This is a genomic window from Pseudomonas sp. VI4.1 (assembly GCF_002029345.1).
In the GTDB taxonomy this organism is placed as follows: Bacteria; Pseudomonadota; Gammaproteobacteria; order Pseudomonadales; family Pseudomonadaceae; genus Aquipseudomonas.
This window is the reverse complement of sequence record NZ_MULM01000182.1, coordinates 29306-48190: the sequence shown is the minus strand read 5'-3', so window position 1 is coordinate 48190 and position 18885 is coordinate 29306. Positions and strand designations below refer to the sequence as shown.

General features: G+C 59.6%; 17 protein-coding genes. 5 read left to right on the top strand and 12 right to left on the bottom strand.

Going from position 1 to position 18885, the window contains the following annotated elements:
- Positions 1-22: 22 nt before the first annotated feature.
- Both folB and folK read left to right on the top strand, forming a co-directional pair.
- Complete coding sequence (folB, locus tag BZ163_RS30205; RefSeq protein WP_008027044.1) at positions 23-379, top strand: dihydroneopterin aldolase; 357 nt, start codon at positions 23-25, stop codon at positions 377-379.
- A complete protein-coding gene (gene folK / locus BZ163_RS30200; RefSeq protein WP_128873973.1) occupies positions 370-888 on the top strand; it encodes a 2-amino-4-hydroxy-6-hydroxymethyldihydropteridine diphosphokinase in 519 nt (172 codons plus the stop codon). The genes folB and folK overlap by 10 nt, the downstream gene beginning before the upstream one ends.
- Positions 889-976: 88 nt before the next feature.
- Here folK and BZ163_RS30195 read toward each other — a convergent pair whose 3' ends face one another.
- From BZ163_RS30195 to BZ163_RS30145, 11 genes are all read right to left on the bottom strand, one after another.
- A complete protein-coding gene (locus BZ163_RS30195) occupies positions 977-2200 on the bottom strand; it encodes a multifunctional CCA addition/repair protein (RefSeq protein ID WP_128873972.1) in 1224 nt (407 codons plus the stop codon).
- Positions 2201-2263: 63 nt separating this feature from the next.
- A complete protein-coding gene (locus tag BZ163_RS30190; RefSeq protein ID WP_128873971.1) occupies positions 2264-3826 on the bottom strand; it encodes a SpoVR family protein in 1563 nt (520 codons plus the stop codon).
- Positions 3823-5094 (bottom strand): YeaH/YhbH family protein, encoded by a 1272-nt coding sequence (locus BZ163_RS30185; protein WP_128873970.1) that lies wholly within the window; start codon positions 5092-5094, stop codon positions 3823-3825. The genes BZ163_RS30190 and BZ163_RS30185 overlap by 4 nt, the downstream gene beginning before the upstream one ends.
- Positions 5095-5298: 204 nt before the next feature.
- Positions 5299-7221, bottom strand: coding sequence for a PrkA family serine protein kinase (locus tag BZ163_RS30180; RefSeq protein ID WP_045059965.1), 1923 nt, complete (start codon positions 7219-7221; stop codon positions 5299-5301).
- 297 nt (positions 7222-7518) lie between these two features.
- Positions 7519-7848 carry a thiosulfate sulfurtransferase GlpE gene (gene glpE / locus BZ163_RS30175; protein WP_128873969.1) on the bottom strand — a complete coding sequence of 110 codons (330 nt, stop codon included), beginning with the start codon at positions 7846-7848 and terminating at the stop codon, positions 7519-7521.
- 33 nt (positions 7849-7881) lie between these two features.
- Complete coding sequence (locus BZ163_RS30170; protein WP_128873968.1) at positions 7882-8766, bottom strand: symmetrical bis(5'-nucleosyl)-tetraphosphatase; 885 nt, start codon at positions 8764-8766, stop codon at positions 7882-7884.
- The gene (gene apaG / locus BZ163_RS30165) at positions 8766-9146 is read right to left on the bottom strand and encodes a Co2+/Mg2+ efflux protein ApaG (RefSeq protein WP_128873967.1); all 381 of its coding nucleotides are present in this window, start codon (positions 9144-9146) and stop codon (positions 8766-8768) included. Before apaG ends, BZ163_RS30170 begins: the two co-directional genes overlap by 1 nt.
- Positions 9147-9269: 123 nt before the next feature.
- The gene (gene rsmA, locus BZ163_RS30160; RefSeq protein WP_128873966.1) at positions 9270-10088 is read right to left on the bottom strand and encodes a 16S rRNA (adenine(1518)-N(6)/adenine(1519)-N(6))-dimethyltransferase RsmA; all 819 of its coding nucleotides are present in this window, start codon (positions 10086-10088) and stop codon (positions 9270-9272) included.
- Positions 10085-11074, bottom strand: a complete 990-nt coding sequence (pdxA, locus tag BZ163_RS30155) for a 4-hydroxythreonine-4-phosphate dehydrogenase PdxA (protein WP_128873965.1) — start codon at positions 11072-11074, stop codon at positions 10085-10087. Before pdxA ends, rsmA begins: the two co-directional genes overlap by 4 nt.
- Complete coding sequence (gene surA / locus BZ163_RS30150; RefSeq protein WP_143511039.1) at positions 11071-12387, bottom strand: peptidylprolyl isomerase SurA; 1317 nt, start codon at positions 12385-12387, stop codon at positions 11071-11073. The genes pdxA and surA overlap by 4 nt, the downstream gene beginning before the upstream one ends.
- The gene (locus BZ163_RS30145) at positions 12368-15166 is read right to left on the bottom strand and encodes an LPS-assembly protein LptD (protein WP_128873964.1); all 2799 of its coding nucleotides are present in this window, start codon (positions 15164-15166) and stop codon (positions 12368-12370) included. The genes surA and BZ163_RS30145 overlap by 20 nt, the downstream gene beginning before the upstream one ends.
- A 130-nt stretch (positions 15167-15296) precedes the next feature.
- Here BZ163_RS30145 and BZ163_RS30140 point away from each other — a divergent pair, with 130 nt between their 5' ends.
- Genes BZ163_RS30140 through BZ163_RS30130 form a run of 3 tightly spaced genes read left to right on the top strand, consistent with a single transcriptional unit; the run spans position 15297 to position 17753 of the window.
- Positions 15297-16316, top strand: coding sequence for an aminoglycoside phosphotransferase family protein (locus BZ163_RS30140; protein ID WP_128873963.1), 1020 nt, complete (start codon positions 15297-15299; stop codon positions 16314-16316).
- Positions 16313-16984: an N-acetylmuramate alpha-1-phosphate uridylyltransferase MurU gene (murU, locus tag BZ163_RS30135; RefSeq protein WP_128873962.1), complete on the top strand. Its 672-nt coding sequence runs from the start codon at positions 16313-16315 to the stop codon at positions 16982-16984. The genes BZ163_RS30140 and murU overlap by 4 nt, the downstream gene beginning before the upstream one ends.
- Position 16985: 1 nt before the next feature.
- Positions 16986-17753, top strand: a complete 768-nt coding sequence (locus BZ163_RS30130) for a DnaJ domain-containing protein (RefSeq protein ID WP_128873961.1) — start codon at positions 16986-16988, stop codon at positions 17751-17753.
- Positions 17754-17892: 139 nt separating this feature from the next.
- On the opposite strand, the gene BZ163_RS30125 is transcribed toward BZ163_RS30130, so the two are convergent.
- A complete protein-coding gene (locus tag BZ163_RS30125; RefSeq protein ID WP_128873960.1) occupies positions 17893-18885 on the bottom strand; it encodes an alpha/beta hydrolase family protein in 993 nt (330 codons plus the stop codon).

Below are 18885 nucleotides of genomic sequence, written 5' to 3'. Positions count from 1 at the left end.
GTCGTGCAGCGGAGAAAAGTGCTTGGACAGAGTGTTTATCGAGGGCCTGGAAGTCGACACCGTGATCGGTGCCTACGACTGGGAGCGAGGCATCCGACAGTGCTTGCGACTTGATCTGAGCTTCGCCTGGGATAATCGCCCGGCCGCTGCCGGTGACGACCTGACCCTGGCGCTCGATTACGCGAGCGTTTCGTCGCGCATCCAGGCATTTGCCGAGCAGGCGCAGTTCCAGCTGGTCGAGACGTTTGCCGAGCGCCTGGTTGAAGTCCTGATGAGTGAGTTCAACATCACCTGGATGCGCCTGAAGCTGACCAAGCCAGGTGCTGTCCCGGCTGCCACGGGTGGAGTGGGCGTGGAGATCGAGCGCGGATGTCGCTGACTCAGGTGTATCTCGGGCTCGGCAGCAATATCGAGCGCGAATCCCATTTGCAGGCTGGCCTGGAAGCCTTGGCAGGTTTCCTGGTGGATATACGCTGCTCGGCGGTATTCGAAAGCCAGCCGGTGGGGATCAAAAGCGGACCGTTTTTCAATTTCGTGGTCTCGGCCTACACCGATCTCCCGCTGATGGAGCTGGACCGTCGGTTGAAATTCATCGAGGCGGACAACGGCCGTTACGCACCGGACCGCAAGGGTTTGCCGCTGGACATCGACGTGTTGCTGTTTGGTGATCTGGTGGGCAACTTCGATGGCTTGATGCTGCCGCGAGCGGAGATTCTGAAAAATGCCTTTGTGCTGTGGCCGTTGTCGCTGATAGCGCCGGATCGCGTGCATCCGGGCGTCGGCAAGAGCTTTGCGACGTTGTGGAGTGAGGCGCGGATTGATCAGGTGTTAGCGCCGGTGGCGTTTGAGTGGCGTGGTCAGCAGCTGACGCCTTCGAATTTGTTGTGAGGCAAAAAGATCGCAGCCTTCGGCAGCTCCTACAGAGGATTGCGTACATCTGTAGGAGCTGCCGAAGGCTGCGATCTTTTGATCTTGCTTATGCGTGTTCTTTGTAAGCCTTTAGCGCCTTGAGGCGTTCACGCTTGATCGCCTCGCCCAGCTCCGGGCCCTTGAATCCCTTCTCCAGCAACGGCTGAACCGCAACGCTGCGCGCCGCGATCGCCGCCCCGCGCAAATAATCGGCCTGTGGATAACTTCGTTGCTCCAGCCCTTTGCGGCCACGGGCGTCCATCTCGCACGCCGCGATAAATTCCTCGAACCGCTGGGGCCGACGGTACACGTCGAAACGCTGCAGCAACTCCAGCAAGGTCGACGCTTTCAGCTCCAGGGCGCGGTGGCCATGGGTATGATATTCACCCACCAGCAGCGCCAGTTCCTGGCAATCCCTCGGCGCCTTGAAGCGTTCGTTGACCGCCTTGATCAGCTTCAGGCCCTTGTGCTCATGGGCAATGTGGCGGGGCCATTCTTCTTCGGGCGTCAATCCTTTGCCCAGGTCATGCAGGAGGCAAGCCCAGCGCACCGTCAGCGGTTGCTTGTGCAGCGCCGCTTGCTCGAGCACGCTCAGGGTGTGCACGCCCGTGTCGATTTCCGGATGATGGGCTTGCGGTTGCGGTACGCCGAACAATGCGTCGACTTCCGGCATCAGCACCTTGAGCGCGCCGCACTCGCGCAGCACCTCAATGAACACCTGCGGCTGATTCTCCAGCAGTGCGCGAGAAATTTCCTTCCAGCTCCGCTCCGCGGTCAAGGCTTGCAGTTCGCCCGACTCACTGAGTTGGCGCATCAGTTCCAGTGTTTCGGGTGCCACGGTGAAACCCAAGTCGGCGTAACGCGCTGCAAAACGGGCAACACGCAAAACCCTGAGCGGATCTTCGGCGAATGAGGGGGAAACGTGGCGTAAAATTCGCGCATCAAGATCCTTTTGGCCTTGGTAGGGATCGGTCAACTGCTGTTGATCGTCTTCCGCCATGGCATTGATCGTCAGATCGCGACGGATCAAGTCTTCTTCAAGGGTGACTTCAGGGCTGGCGTGAAAGGTGAAGCCGCCGTAACCGCGCCCGCTTTTGCGTTCGGTCCGGGCGAGGGCATATTCCTCACCGCTTTTCGGATGAAGAAACACCGGGAAGTCCGCGCCCACCGGGCGAAAGCCCTTGGCGAGCATTTCTTCGGTGGTGGCGCCGACCACGACCCAATCGATATCGGTGACAGGTTTGCCCAGCAGGCGATCGCGAACGGCGCCACCGACTTTATAAATCTGCATAAAAAACCTCCGTTAGCTCGACAGAATAACCTTTGCGTCGAACTTCCGGAGGCAGAAACGGGATCAAAGATGGATGACCGCCAGATCCAGCCGGCCGTAATCTCCTTCGCTGTGCTCGCCCCTGGGCGGTACATGGTGGGTTTTCATCACTTGGTCGCCTTGCAATGTCTCCAGGTGAATGTCGAAGCCCCAGAGGCGATGCAGGTGCTTGAGGACTTCCTCTGTGGACTCGCCCAGCGGTTTTCGGTCGTGTTGCTGGTGACGCAGGGTCAGGGAGCGGTCGCCTCGCCGGTCGATGCTGTAGATCTGCACGTTGGGTTCGCGATTGCCCAGGTTGTACTGCGCCGCCAGGGTTTCCCGGATGATGCGGTAACCTCCTTCGTCGTGAATCGCCGGGACCAGCAGGTCTTCTTTCTGGTCGTCATCGAGAATGCTGAACAGCTTGAGGTCGCGGATCACCTTGGGTGACAGGTACTGCAGAATGAAACTCTCATCCTTGAAGCTGCTCATGGCGAACTTGATGCTCGACAGCCAGTCGGTGCCGGCAATTTCCGGGAACCAGCGGTAATCCTCCTCGGTAGGGTTTTCACACATGCGCCGGATGTCCCGGTACATGGCAAAGCCCAGGGTGTAGGGGTTGATGCCGTTGTAGTAGGGGCTATCGAAACCGGGCTGATAGACCACGCTGGTGTGGGACGTCAGAAACTCCATCATGAAACCGTCGGTCACCAGGCCTTCGTCGTACAGGTCGTTCATCAAGGTGTAATGCCAGAAGGTGGCCCACCCTTCGTTCATCACCTGGGTCTGGCGTTGTGGATAGAAATATTGCGCGATCTTGCGCACGATCCGGACGATTTCCCGCTGCCAGGGCTCTAGCAATGGTGCGTGTTTTTCGATGAAGTAGAGGATGTTTTCCTGAGGTTCGGCGGGGAAGCGTGCATTGTCCTTGTCGCTGTACTTGTCCGCACCTTTGGGGATCGTGCGCCACAGGTCGTTGATCTGCTTCTGCAGATGTTCTTCCCGATCCTTTTGTCGGCGACGTTCTTCCTCAGCCGAAATCGGATAGGGGCGCTTGTAGCGGTCAACGCCGTAATTCATCAGGGCATGGCAGGAATCGAGCAAGTCCTCCACTGCGTCGATGCCGTGGCGCTCTTCGCACTGCATGATGTACTGCTTGGCGAACACCAGGTAATCGATGATCGAGCTGGCATCGGTCCAGGTGCGGAACAGGTAATTGCCCTTGAAGAAGCTGTTATGCCCATAGCAGGCATGAGCGACGACCAGTGCCTGCATGCAGATGGTGTTTTCTTCCATCAGATAGGCGATGCACGGATCCGAGTTGATCACGATCTCGTAGGCCAGCCCCATCTGGCCGCGACTGTAGGATTTCTCGGTGCTGAGGAAGTGTTTGCCGTAGGACCAATGGTGATAGCCCAGCGGCATGCCGACGGAGGCGTAGGCGTCCATCATCTGCTCGGCGGTGATCACTTCGATCTGGTTGGGGTACGTATCCAGGGCATAACGAGCCGCCAGGCGACTGATTTCCTTGTCGTAGGCCTGGATCAGCTCGAACGTCCATTCCGAACCGGTGGATATGGGTTGGCGCTTCTGCTCTTTGGCGGTCATGTCACTAACCTGCGCTGGAAGAGTTCACGGAAGACCGGATAGATATCCCCGGCCGAGACCAGTTGTTGCTGGGCAAAGGTGTCAGAGAAGGCTTCGGCGATGCGTTCGTATTCGAACCACAGGGCCTGGTGTTCGCGCGGGGTGATCTCAACGTAAGTGTAGTACTGCACGAACGGCATGATCTGGTTGATCAGGATATCGCGGCAGATCGGTGAGTCGTCGTTCCAGTTGTCGCCATCGGAAGCCTGGGCGGCATAGATGTTCCATTCGTTGCTCGGATAGCGTTCAGCCATGATCTCCTGCATCAGTTTCAAGGCGCTGGAAACGATGGTGCCACCGGTTTCGCGGGAGTAGAAAAACTCCTCCTCATCCACTTCCCTGGCGCTGGTGTGGTGGCGGATGAACACGACGTCGATCTTGTCGTAGTTGCGCTTGAGAAACAGGTACAACAGGATAAAGAATCGCTTGGCGATGTCCTTGGTCGCCTGGGTCATGGAACCGGATACGTCCATCAGGCAGAACATGACCGCCTTGGAGCTCGGATTGGGTTGTTTGATCAGCAGGTTGTACTTCAGGTCGAAGGTGTCGAGAAACGGAATGCGGTGGATGCGCGCACTGAGTTTTTCGATTTCCGCTTCGATTTCCTGAATATCGCCGAAGTTGTCCGGTTCATCCCGTTGTAGTCGAAGAAGTTCTTCCTTGGCTTCACGCAATTTCGCTCGACTGCTGCCGGACAGGGCGATTCTGCGCGCATGGGCCGAGCGTAGTGTGCGGATGATGTTGATCCGCGAGGGATTGCCTTCATTACTGATACCGGCACGAACCGTCTTGAAAGTATCGGTTCCGGTCAGGTTGCGCTTGACGAGGTTCGGCAGCTCGAGGTCCTCGAACATGAATTCGAGGAATTCCTCCTGGGTGATCTGGAAGACGAACTCGTCCATCCCTTCACCCGAGTTGCCGGCCTTGCCGGGACCTCGGCCACCACCGCCTCCCGGTGGCCGGGCGATGTGTTCGCCGCTGGTGAATTCCTTGTTGCCCGGGTGCACGACCGTTTGCTTGCCACCGCGGCCGTGATGAAGCACCGGCTCGTCGATGTCTCGACCGGGAATGCTGATTTGTTCGCCGTGTTCCATATCGGTAATGGAGCGCCGGCTGACCGCCTCTTCGACAGCCTTTTTGATGTGATCACGGTAACGCCGCAGAAACCGCTGGCGGTTCACCGTGCTCTTGTTCTTGCCATTGAGACGTCGGTCGATCACATAGCTCATGACTGCTCCTTAGAAGCTGTCCTGAAAGGGGCGAGCGGTGATACAGCATCGAACCGAGAGCCGAGGGATGTTGAACGCTCCCCCAAGCGCTTTGGATGCTGCCTGAACTCGCTACCGACTTTCGAACACCTTCCAGAGGCCTGTGTAACAGAAAAAGCGCCCACAGGTCTCTGGCTGACGACAACCGGTCTGACCGGCAGCGGGTTATTGTGATTTTCTGACCCGCAGGTACCACTCGGACAGCAGTCGTACCTGTTTGTCGGTGTAGCCCCGCTCGACCATCCGTGTGACGAAGTCGTTGTGCTTCTGCTGGTCCTCTTTACTGGCCTTGGCGTTGAAGCTGATGACTGGCAGGAGGTCCTCGGTGTTGGAGAACATTTTCTTCTCGATGACCACCCGCAGTTTTTCGTAGCTGAGCCAAGTCGGATTCTTGCCATTGTTGTTGGCCCGGGCGCGCAGTACGAAGTTGACGATTTCGTTGCGGAAATCCTTCGGATTGCTGATGCCGGCCGGTTTTTCGATTTTCTCCAGTTCTTCGTTCAGCGCCACGCGGTTGAGGATTTCGCCGGTTTCCGGGTCGCGGTATTCCTGGTCCTGGATCCAGAAGTCGGCGTACAGCACATAACGATCGAAGATGTTCTGGCCGTACTCGCTGTAAGACTCGAGATAGGCCGTCTGGATTTCCTTGCCGATGAATTCGATATAGCGCGGTGCCAGGTACTCCTTGAGGAAGCGCAGGTAGCGTTCGCGGGTTTCCGCCTGGAACTGTTCCTGTTCGATCTGTTGTTCCAGTACGTAGAGCAAATGCACCGGGTTGGCGGCAATTTCGTGCGGATCGAAGTTGAACACCTTCGACAGGATCTTGAAGGCGAAGCGGGTCGACAGGCCGTTCATGCCTTCGTCGACGCCGGCGTTGTCGCGGTATTCCTGGATCGACTTGGCCTTTGGATCGGTGTCCTTGAGGTTCTCGCCGTCATACACCCGCATCTTGGAGTAGATGTTGGAGTTTTCCGGCTCCTTGAGGCGCGAGAGCACGGTGAACTGGGCAAGCATCTTCAGGGTGTCGGGCGCGCAGTGAGCCTTGGCCAGCGAACTGTTGAACAGGAGTTTGTCGTAGATCTTCACTTCGTCGCTGACCCGCAGGCAGTACGGCACTTTGACGATGTAGATCCGGTCGATGAAGGCTTCGTTGTTCTTGTTGTTGCGGAAGGTGTGCCATTCCGATTCGTTGGAGTGGGCCAGCAGGATCCCGGTGAACGGAATCGCGCCGAGACCTTCGGTACTGTTGTAGTTGCCTTCCTGTGTGGCGGTCAGCAATGGGTGCAGCACCTTGATTGGCGCCTTGAACATTTCGACGAATTCCATCAGGCCCTGGTTGGCCCGGCACAATGCGCCCGAGTAGCTGTAGGCGTCCGCATCGTTCTGCGGGAATTCCTCCAGCTTGCGGATATCGACCTTGCCTACCAGCGCCGAGATGTCCTGGTTGTTCTCGTCGCCCGGTTCGGTTTTGGCAACCGCGATCTGGTTCAGGATCGACGGATAGAGTTTCACCACGCGGAACTGGCTGATGTCTCCGCCGAATTCGGCCAGGCGCTTGGTAGCCCATGGCGACATGATGGTATTGAGGTAGCGCCGCGGAATGCCGAAGTCTTCCTCAAGGATCGCGCCATCTTCAGTGGCGTTGAACAGACCCAGGGGCGATTCGAATACCGGCGAACCCTTGATCGCGTAGAAGGGCACTTTCTCGATCAGCTGTTTGAGCTTCTCGGCCAGGGACGATTTACCGCCACCGACGGGGCCGAGCAGGTAGAGGATTTGTTTCTTTTCTTCCAGGCCTTGAGCGGCATGGCGGAAATACGACACGATCTGGTCAATGCATTCTTCCATCCCGTGGAAGTCTTCAAAGGCCGGATAGCGGCGGATCACCTTGTTGGAAAAGATTCGCGACAGTCTCGAGTTGGTCGAGGTGTCGAGCAGCTCCGGTTCACCGATGGCCAGCAACAGACGCTCGGCTGCGGAAACGTAGGCACTGCGGTCCTGTTTGCACAGTTCAAGATACTCTTGCAGCGAGAGTTCTTCCTGGCGTGTGGACTCGAAGCGTTGTTGGAAGTGGCTAAAGATACTCATGACGTCACCTCGCTCGATACGTGGAGCCGACGCCGGATCATTCAGTCGATGCTGGCAGCAACCGGATATGCAGTTGCTGTTTACCCCCCAGAACCCTTTCAAGGCTTAGCACCCCGAAAGCTACTCCCGATGACCCGCGCGCCGGTGTACCGGCTCTCCCCTGTTTTGGATGGCCTGCGCTTAAGGATAGTTGCTTATTTGGGAGGTAAAGGCGAGATACGTAATTAGTTGTGGCAGACCGTTCGTCTGCCACCGCGCTAAGCCGCGGGGGCCGGGGCCTTGCGCATTACAAAAAAATTATTCGGTGGTGCCTTGCGCTGTTTCCGCAGGATAAGTCGACCGCCACAATTCGAATCCGCCATCCATGCTGTAGACGTCGGAAAAGCCCTGGCTGATCAGGTAGGCGGCAGCGCCCTGGCTGGAATTGCCGTGATAGCAGACGACTACGGTCGGCGCATCCAGGTCGGCGCCCTGAATGAAGGCATGCAGCGAATGGTTGTCCAGGTGCTTCGAGCCGCTGATGTGCAGGGCGGCAAAGGTCGCAGGGTCGCGAACGTCGACCACTACTGCGCCTTGTTCGCGCAGGGCCTGGGCCTGTTCCGGGGGGATACGTTTGAATTCGCTCATGGCGGGCTCCTGTGGCTCGGCTGAAAGTGCAGTCTAGCGCGGGGCGCTGGCTGGCGAGGGTTCGGTCATTCGTGGGGCGACTGGCGGCACGGCGGCATGCCCTTGCGCGTCGCATTTGCAAGACAGGCGTTCGCCGCTGTCGACATTCATGAGCGTCAAGGCACCGCCCCAGACACAGCCGGTGTCGAGGGCCGAAATCCCTGGCTCGTTGCATTGGCCCTCGAGTGCTGCCCAATGGCCGAAAATGATCTTCAAGCCCTTGGTCTTGCGTTCCTTGTGCTGGAACCAGGGTTTGTACCCTGCCGGTGCAGTGTCGAGACCTTCCTTGCTCTTGAGGTCAAGCTTGCCATCGGCGGTGCAAAAGCGCATCCGGGTGAAATAGTTGGTGATCACTCGCAGGCGCGCGATGCCCTTGAGGTCGTTGTCCCATTTCGCCGGATCGTTGCCGTACATGCCATCGAGGTAGGCTGGAAACAGGTTGTCGTCGCGCAGGGCGGTTTCGACCTCGGCCGCGCACTTGAGGGCTTTGCGCAGTGACCATTGCGGCGGAACGCCGGCATGCACCAGCGCAACATTTCGTTGTTCGTCGTAGTGCATGAGTTTTTGCTGGCGTAACCAGTACAGCAGCTCGGCGCAATCAGGTGCTTCGATGATCTCGCGCAGGGTGTCGGCTTTCTTCAGGCGTTCGATGTTCTGCCCGGCGGCCAGCAAATGCAGGTCGTGGTTGCCGAGTACGCACACCAGCGACTCGCGGATGCCATAGAGAAAACGCAGGGTCTCGAGCGACTGAGGGCCGCGGTTGACCAGGTCGCCCACCAGCCACAGGCGATCCTTCGTCGGGTCGAAGGCAACCTGCTTGAGCAGGCATTGCAGGGCTTCAAGGCAGCCCTGGAGGTCGCCGACGGCATACGTCGCCATCAGTGCAGGGCTCCGGGCACCGCCAGGCGGAATGGCGCGATGATGGCGTCGAAGTGTTTGCCGTCTGTGGCGACCATCTCATAAGTGCCTTGCATCGTACCGACCTTGGAGGTCATGACGGTGCCGCTACTGTAGGTATGGCTTTCGCCCACCTCGATCAACGGCTGCTGGCCAACCACGCCGGCCCCGCGAACTTCTTCGACATGCCCGTCGCCATCGGTGATTACCCAATGCCGCGACAGCAGCTTGGCCGGTAACTCGCCGTTATTGTGCACGGTGATGGTGTACGCAAAGGCAAAGCGTGAGTGCTCGGGTTGCGATTGTTCTGCCAGATAGCGAGTGACGACGCTGACGTCGACCTGATAACGGGGATCGGACATGCAAGAGGCCTTAAAAACGAAGCGGGACGCGGGGCGTAGCTGATGGAACTCAGTCTAGGCCAAGTATCGGGTAGTAAACCAGACATGAAGGCTGGTGTCCTACCCGATAACGCTCATCGCCTGTCAGTCGGCGCTGGGCTTGTCCAGGACTTGTTCGCTCAGCGTGTCGGCCAGGCGCACGAAGGCGGCGAGGTCGAGCTGCTCGGGGCGCAGGCTGCCATCGACACCGGAAGCTTCGATCTCGGCATTGCTCAGCAGCAGTTTGAGGGTGTTGCGCAGGGTCTTGCGTCGTTGGTTGAAGGCTTCACGCACGACGCGTTCCAGCAGCTTGTGATCCTTGGCCGGGTGCGGCAGCACCGCGTGAGGCACCAGGCGCACGATGGCCGAGTCGACTTTCGGCGGCGGATTGAACGCCCCCGGGCCAACGTTGAACAGGTGTTCGACCCGGCAGTGGTACTGAACCATGATCGACAGCCGACCCCAATCACCACCACCGGGGCCTGCGGCCATGCGCTCGACCACTTCCTTTTGCAGCATGAAGTGCATGTCGCGGATCAGGCTGGCGTTGTGCAGCAGGTGAAAAATCAGCGGCGTCGAGATGTTGTACGGCAGGTTGCCGACCACTCGCAGGCTGTTCGGTGCGGCGCCAAGGCTGTTGAAGTCGAACTTCAGTGCGTCGCCCTGGTGCAGGTTGAAGTTGCTCTTGCCGGCAAATTGCTGGTTGAGGATCGGGATCAGATCCTTATCCAGTTCCACCACGTCGAGCTGGGCACCGCTGCCGAGCAGGCCTTGAGTCAGCGCGCCCTGGCCCGGACCGATTTCCAGCAGGCGGTCTTCGGGTTTGGCGTGGATGGAGCGCAGGATGCGGTCGATAACGCCAGCATCATGCAGGAAGTTCTGGCCGAAACGCTTGCGCGCCCGGTGTTGGTAATGCTCGGTCATAAACGGGTCTCGGCCATCTGGTAGGCGGTTTCCAGGGCGACTTGCAGGCTGCCGGTGTCAATCTTGCCGCTGCCGGCCAGATCCAGGGCGGTGCCGTGGTCGACCGAGGTGCGGATGATCGGCAGGCCGAGGGTCACGTTGACTGCCGCGCCGAAACCTTTGTATTTCAGCACGGGCAGGCCCTGGTCGTGGTACATCGCCAGCACCGCATCGCAGTGCTCCAGATATTTTGGGGTAAACAGAGTGTCGGCGGGGAGGGGACCGCGAAGGTCCATGCCCTCGCCGCGCAGGCGCTCTAATGTGGGTTCGATGATGTCGATTTCTTCATGGCCCAGGTGTCCGCCTTCGCCGGCGTGGGGGTTGAGCCCACAGACCAGGATGCGTGGCCGGGCGATGCCGAATTTTTCTTGCAGATCGGCATGCAGGATTCGCGTGACCCGTTCCAGGCGCTCCGGCGTGATGGCGTCGGCAATCTCGCGCAGGGGCAGGTGAGTGGTGACCAGCGCGACACGCAATCCGCGAGTGGCGAGCATCATCACCACTTGCGCGGTGTGGGTCAGGTCAGCGAGAAACTCCGTGTGCCCGGAAAAAGCGATGCCGGATTCGTTGATCACGCCCTTGTGTACGGGGGCGGTGATCATGCCGGCAAAATGCCCATCCAGGCAGCCCTGGCCTGCGCGGGTGAGGGTTTCCAGAACGAACGCCGCATTGGCCTTGTCCAGTTGCCCGGCCGTGACCCTGGCATTGAGCGGGGTATCCCAGACGTACAGGCTATTGGCCGGCGCAGGTACATCCGGCCAGTTGTCCGGCCCAACCGGCAGCAGATCGACCACCACGCCCAGCTGCGCGGCCCGCTCAAGGAGCAGGTCGCGGCTGGTAATGGCAATCAGGGGATGAGGCTGGGCGTGCGACGCGAGCAGCAGGCACAGGTCAGGACCTATGCCGGCCGGTTCGCCGGGTGTCAGCGCGAAACGTTTGGGTTTCACTGCGTTGCCTGGTCTGCACCAGGGAGTTTGATCTCTACGTACGCTTCGTCACGGATCTGACGCAGCCAGGTTTGCAGCTCTTCGTCATATTTGCGGTTACGCAATACGGTCATCGCTTGCTGTTCACGGGCCTGACTGGTGCTGTCGGTGGCGCGGCGGCCCAGGACTTCCAGGACGTGCCAGCCATATTGGGTCTGGAATGGCTTGGACAGCTGACCTTGCGGGGTCTTGGCCATCACTTCGCGGAATTCAGGGACCAGTGCGTTCGGGTCGATCCAGTTCAGGTCGCCACCGTTAAGGGCGGAACCCGGGTCTTCCGAGAAGTTTTTCGCCAGTTCGCCGAAATCTTCACCCGATTCGATCCGGCTGTAGAGCGACTGGGCCAGGGCCCTGGTTTTTTCTTCGTCGCGGATCGGGCTAGGTTTGACCAGGATATGACGCACATGCACTTCGTCACGCACCTGGGTCTCGCCGCCACGCTTGTCGAGGATCTTCAGGATGATGAAGCCGCCCGGCGTACGCATCGGTTGGGTAATGTCGCCGACCGCCATGGTGCTGAGCAGGCGATCGAACGGAGGTGGCAATTGAGCGGCTTTACGCCAGCCCATGTCCCCGCCTTCCAGTGCGGTTTCGCTGGCGGATTTGGCGATTGCCAGTTGACCGAAGTCAGCGCCTTGCTTGAGCTGCTGGTAGACCGCGTCGGCCTGTTTGGCGGCATTCTGAATCGCGTCGGAGTTGGCGCTTTCCGGCGTAGGAATCAGGATGTTGGCCAAGCGGAACTCTTCGGACAACTGCATCTTGCCGAGATCGGAAGCGAGGAAGTTCTTCACCTCCTGTTCGGACACCTGGATGCGCTCCGCCACACGACGCTGACGCACACGGCTGATGATCATTTCGCGGCGAATCTGGTCACGGGCTTCGTCGTAAGACAGGCCGTCGCGAGTCAGGGCGGCGCGGAACTGATCCACGGACATGTTATTGCGCTGAGCAATGGTGCCGACAGCCTGGTTCAGCTCTTCATCGGTAATGCGGATACCCGAACGTTCGCCGATCTGCAGTTGCAGGTTCTCGACGATCAGACGCTCGAGCACCTGCTGATCCAGCACGTTGGCCGGCGGTACCGCGGCACCGCGCTTGGCGATGGTTTGCTGAACTTCATGGACCCGTTGGTCCAGCTGGCTCTGCATGACCACGTCGTTGTCGACGATGGCCACCACTTTATCGATGGACTGTACCGAGGCGTTAGCCGCAGTACCCAGGAACAGCGCGCCCAGCATTAGCGGGCGCAGACAATCAGAAAGCTTGGTCTTCACGTTCACGATAACCTTGGATGCCTTTGTCGAGGAAGCTCTCTACTTTGGAGCCGGTGAGGCCGCCGAGACCTTTCAGAACGATTTGGAGGAAGACGCCATGGTCGCCTTTTTCGTTTTCCGGAGCGTCTTGACTGGTTTCGTCATAGTCGACCCAGTAACGGTTGATCAGGCGCAGTTTCCAGCAGCAGTTGTCGTACTCGAAGCCACCGAAGGCTTCCAGGGTACGGTTTTGGTTGTAGTCATACTGCCAGCGGCTGATCAGGTTCCATTGCGGCACGATCGGCCACATGACCGAGAAGTCGTGCTGCTGGATCTTGTAATAGTCCTTCACGTAGCCAGGTTGACCCGGAGTGCCGTAGTCACCACCGCCCACCGACCATTGACCGGTGTTCTGGTCGTAACGGATCTGGTCATTGCGATAGCGATAACCGGCATTGATGATCTTGTTCGGGTTGTCTTCAGGCTGGTAGTGGAACATTGCGCTGCCCGAGCGCGGGCTGCGGCTGTCCGGGTCCCAATTGTAATCGGCAGTGGTGCGCCAATCACGGTTCCAACGGTATTCGTATTCCAGCGCGTACGGCGAAACGTCCGCCTGTGAATCCTTGCGGGTCCTGGCATCGATGCCTGGCAACTGAACCTTGCGATCCTGGAAGTAGACGGCCTGGCCGACGCTGATGCGTTGACGCTCGAAGCCGTTTTCTTCGATCCAGCGGTTGGTGATGCCCAGCGACAGTTTGTTTTCGTCGCCGACACGGTCGGTGCCGGAGAAGCGGTTGTCGCGGAACAGCGACGCGTAATTGAAGGTGTACTCGCTGGTGTCGAAGACTGGAATGTCTTCCTGGTCCGTTTCCGGAACGTAGAGGTAGAACAGGCGCGGTTCAAGGGTCTGGCGGTAGTTTTTGCCGAACCATTGGGTGTTGCGGTCGAAGTACAGGCCGCTGTCGATGCTGGCAATCGGCACGCCACGGTTCTGGTTGCTGTCGAACGTACCGTTGAGTCTGTTCTGTTCCGCGGTTTGCGCGGCAATCTGGGATTTACCTGTGCCGTCCAGGTCCAGCTGATATTGCGTGTACTGATACTTGAGCGTTGGTTTGATGAAGCCATACGTCCAGTCCAGCGGCAGGCTCACGGCTGGCGCCAGGTTGAGACGGTCGCCAGTGGCGCGTGCCAGGCCTTGGACGTTAGTGTCCAGGCGCGGGCTCAAATTGCCGTTTTCGTCCGAGAAGTTGCCGGTTTTCAGATCCCGGTCAAACCTGACGAGTTCAGTGTTGTACGAGAAGTCCAGGCCGCCCGGATGGTAGGGCAGCGCACCATCGAAGGTGATCTGCGGCAAACGATCGTACGGTGTGATATTCGACACGGTCGCCAGCTGATAAGCCTGGGCGTTGACGCGAGCGGTGTAGCTGTCGCCGCGATAGCTGACGGAACCCTGCTGGTTCACGTAATCAGAGCTTTTCACGCCAATCTGGTCAGTCTGCAGATCCTGGAAGTAATACGGATCGCTGATCTTGGTGTAGTCGACCTGGGAGAAGACGCGCGAGTCGAGGCCACCCTTGTGTTGCCAGTTGTACATGTAGCGGGTTTTTTCGTAGTCGGTCTGCAGCTTGCGATCGTCATTCTCGTCGTTGAGGTACGCGGCGCCGAACTGACCTTCGCTGGACGGAGTCAGGTAACGGAACTCACCTTCCATCAACAAACCGCGCTTGCTCATGTAGCGCGGGTACAACGTGGCATCGTAGTTCGGTGCCAGGTTGAAGTAATACGGGGTGACCAGCAGGAAGCCGGTATCGGTGCCGGTACCGATGGTCGGGGGCAGGAAGCCCGACTGGCGACGGTCATCGATCGGGAAATAGATATATGGCGTGTACAGGACCGGAATGTCCTTGACCCGCAGCGTCACGTTGGTCGCGGTGCCGAAGCCGGTGGCCGGGTTCAGGGTGATGTTGTTGCCCTTGAGCTGCCAGGCATTGCTGTTCGGTTCGCAGGTGGTGTACGTACCATCCTTGAGGCGGATGATCGCGTTCTCGGCGCGCCTGGCGTACAGCGCGCTGCCGCGAATGCGCGATTTGTGCATCACGTATTCGGCGTTGTCGACCTTGGCTTCACCGGTGTCGAGTTGAACATCGGCGTGGTCGCCGACGATCAGTGCGCCGTTGTCGCGAACGCGCACGTTACCGCTCAGTTCGCCGCGGCTCTCGGCCTGGTAGAGATTCGCTTCGTCGGCTTCGACCTGCATGCTGCCCTGACGCATGACCACGTCGCCGGCCAGTGTAGCGACCTGCTCCTCCTGCTTGTAGCGAGAGGCTTTGGCGCCGATAAAGGTTGGCGCGTCACTTTTATTCGTCTTGTCGTTCATGCCAGGACGAATCGGTTCGACATAGGAACCGGCGCAGTAAGGACCGGTTTCAGCCAGTTGCGCGGCCGTGAGGTTCTCACGTGGAACCCAGTCGAGGTGACTGTAGTCTGCACTACGCGACTTCAGGCCGCGGCCCTTGGCTTCGGTCACCAGTACTGGCTTGGCACCGGTGTCTTGACTGACACTGCCGTCAGCCGGCGTCTCGCCGCCAGTGCTGACAGCGCTGCCCTCATGGGCGGGGCGCGGTGGCAAGGCAGCTGCTGGAGATTTCGGCGCACAGTTCCAGGCACCCGAAGCAGAGACTGAGCAGTCATACTGCTCCGCGGCGACCGCGAACGAAGTGGCTAATGGTTGCAGGGCCAGCAGACTGCCGGTTACCAACAACGGAAATTTTTTACGAAACGCGGGGGATTTCAATGCCATCTTATTAGTCCGGGCTTCCTGCGTGCCATCTGCCCGCGGTGTGGGCCGCACGCCTCTCGATGGTCTGAAAAAGATGCTGGATAATAAAGCATGACCCGCTTGACGGCTAGCGCCGTCGGAGACCCTTGCAATGCCTGACCAAGATGTACGTTTGCAACACCTGAAAGTTTGGCTCGATGAGCAGCTGCCGATTCTCTTTGCAGAACAAGGCTGGGGCGCCGTCCCCCCGGCCACGTTGACCGCAGCCAGTAGCGACGCGAGTTTCCGGCGCTACTTTCGCTGGGAAGGCGGGGACAGGAGCTTTGTGGTGATGGACGCTCCACCGCCCCGGGAAAACTGCAAACCCTTCGTGGATATTGCTTTTCTGCTGGCGAAATCCGGAATAAATGTGCCGAAAATCTACGCCGAAGACCTCGAACGTGGATTTCTGTTGCTCAATGACTTGGGCAACAAGACTTATCTGGACGTGATTGACAGCGAAAATGCCGACAACTTGTTCAAGGACGCGGTGCAAGCGCTGTTGGCTTTTCAGCAGTTGCCGATGGTCGCACCGCTGCCCAGTTATGACGTGGCCTTGTTGCGCCGCGAGCTGGAACTGTTTCCCGAATGGTACGTGAAGTGCGAACTGGGCATCGAGTTCGACCCGGCTCAGCAAGTGCTCTGGCAGCAGGTCAGCGAATTATTGATCGATAGCGCCCTGGCCCAGCCCAAGGTCCTGGTGCATCGCGATTACATGCCGCGCAACCTGATGCTCAGCGAGCCGAATCCGGGTGTGCTGGATTTTCAGGATGCGGTCTATGGTCCGGTGACTTACGACGTGACCTGCCTGTTCAAGGATGCGTTCCTCAGCTGGCCCGAGGAGCGTGTTCGCGGCTGGCTGGAAGATTACTGGCGGCAGGCGGGCGATCTCGGGATCCCGGTTCAGCCTGACTTCGAGGATTTCCTGCGCGCCAGCGACCTGATGGGCGTGCAGCGTCACTTGAAAGTGATCGGCATCTTCGCCCGGATTTGCCACCGCGACGGCAAGCCGCGTTACCTGGAGGATGTGCCGCGCTTCTTTGCGTACATAGAGGCCGTGGTCGCCCGCCGTCCCGAACTGGCTGGGCTGGGCGTATTGCTGGCCAGTCTGCGCGCGGGAGCGAATGCATGAAGGCGATGATTCTGGCGGCAGGCAAAGGCGAGCGCATGCGCCCGTTGACCCTGACCACGCCAAAGCCACTGGTTCGCGCCGGCGGGGTGCCGCTGATCGAGTATCACCTGCGCGCGCTGGCCGCCGCGGGTTTTACCGAGATCGTGATCAATCACGCCTGGCTCGGCCAGCAGATCGAAGACTACCTGGGCGACGGCTCGCAGTATGGCGTGAGTATTCAATACTCGCCGGAAGGTGAGCCGCTCGAGACCGGCGGCGGGATCTTCCGCGCGTTGCCATTGCTGGGAAATGAAGCTTTTTTAGTGGTCAACGGTGACATCTGGACTGATTACGACTTCAGCCTGTTGCATCGGCCCATTGCCGGGCTGGCTCATCTGGTGCTGGCCGATAACCCGGCCCATCACCCGACCGGGGACTTCAATCTGACCGACGGACAGGTGCGTGACGGTCTGCCGGGCGCGGCCACTCTGACCTACAGCGGCGTTGCGGTGCTTCACCCGCAGCTGTTCGCCGGTTGCGTGGCAGGGGCTTTCAAGCTTGCGCCGCTGCTGCGCACCGCGATGGCAGACGGGCAAGTGACCGGCGAGCACCTGAACGGAGCCTGGGTAGATGTCGGCACACACGAGCGTCTGGCCGAAGTGGACTCTCTGATAGAAGCGAGACGCTGAGATGCTGTGGCCAGGGACTCTGATCGGAGCCGGAGCGGGCTATGCCATTGCCAGCATTCCGGGGGCCATGCTCGGCGCCTTGCTGGGGCAGGCGCTGGATCGGCGCCTGCAACTGCAAAGCTGGGCGGATGTGCGAGAAAAGTTAGGCGGCCGGCCGACGCTGCGCAACGATGAACTGTTGTTCGTGTTGCTGGGACGGCTGGCCAAGTGCGATGGGCGGGTGGTGGATGGCCACATCCAGCAGGCGCGCCAGGAGATGCGCGCGCTGGACATGACCGAATCGGCACAGCGCCGTGCCATTGCGGCGTTCAATCGCGGCAAGTCGGGGCATGTCCGGTTGCGCGGTCATATGCGCCGCTTGAGCGCTCAACCCCATGCCGCCGAAGGCGTCCTGCGTGCGTGTTGGCGGATGATCTGGGCCGATGGCCGCGCCGGTGCGGGTGAGCTTGAGCTGGTAGCCCAGTGGGGTCACTGGCTGGGCTGGACCCGGCAACAGGTGCAAGCGCTGGCCAACGACTATGAACCGCAGAAACGTCCGCTGGTCAGCAGTGCCGTGACCTATCAGGAGGCTTTGCGGCTATTGGGCGTGTCCGCCACCAGCGAGCCGGCGCAGATCAAGCGCGCGTATCGACGCCTGCTCAGCCGCCATCATCCGGATAAAATCGCCGGCAGTGGTGCGACGGCGATGCAGGTGCGTGAGGCGACTGACAAAACCCGTGAACTGCATACGGCCTATACGTTGATTCGTGAGCGGCGGGATTTTCGGTAGGGCAACAGAGTTGTGTTGTCTCTGATGCCGCCTTCGCGAGCAAGCCCGCTCCCACATTTGATCCCGGTTGTATAGAAACTTTATGTCCACTGAAGATCAAATGTGGGAGCGGGCTTGCTCGCGAAGGGGGCGACTCGGTCTATCGGACTTCCTTAGGCTGAGGATTCAACCACCCCCGAACCCGACGAACCAGCTGCTCTTGCTCAGCCTTGCTGTCACCCGGCAAGGCCTTGAGCGAAACCTGGCTGAAACCCGAAGCCTTCAAGCGTTTGCTCGCCTGCAAGCGTTCCAGCGCCGCGTTGCGATCCGCCGGCTTATCCCTATAGAAAATGTCTGCAGTCGGCAGCTTCAATGTGGGTGTGAGTTCAGCCAGTCCGGGTTTCGCGCTAACCGGCGTCCGTGCGGCGACCATTAACAGTTTTTCGACCTGAGGGGGCTGTCTTTCGCTCAGGTAACGCGCGGCCCAGTAAGCCCCCGTGCCATGTCCCAACACGACAATGCTGCGGGCGCTTTGCTGTTCGGCGTAGGCAATGGCCGCGTCGATGCGGGCGAAAATTCGTTCGGCGTCGGCCCCGACCTGTTCCTCGCGGGTCTCGACGACCGCCTTGTCCGCGATCTCCGCTTCGCCGCTGACGGCCTGCTCGATGGGCGCGGAGGTGGTGGCATCCTTGCTGCCGGTCTCGGGCGCTTTAAGCGTTGGCGGCATTTCAGCAATGCGTGGCGCAATGGCATCGCTTTGCGGGTCCGGCAAGGTGATACTCAGGCTGCTCCACTCGGCATCCGGCAAGTTGCGCCGCAATGGAGCGATTGCTTGCGGCCAGTCAACGCTTTCGCCCGCGCCCGGGATGATAATCACCGCGCCTTTGGGGCTGGCGGTATTGGCCGGTTTCCACAGGGCCAGAAAGGTATCGGCGCCGGCTTGCAGTTGTTGCTGTTCCTGGGCCGGGACCTGTCGCTCAAGGGCGCTCGCGTCTTCCTGGCTTCGCTCTGGCAACGGCGGGCGCTCAAGCGGTTTTTCTGCGGTGTTCCCCGCGGCGCTGGCAGCCGGGTCGGCCGCCTCGACGGAAAAGGCGCAAGGCAGGATCAGCGACAGGCACAATGCTGGCAGTGCCAGGCGGTAGACAGGGAGCAT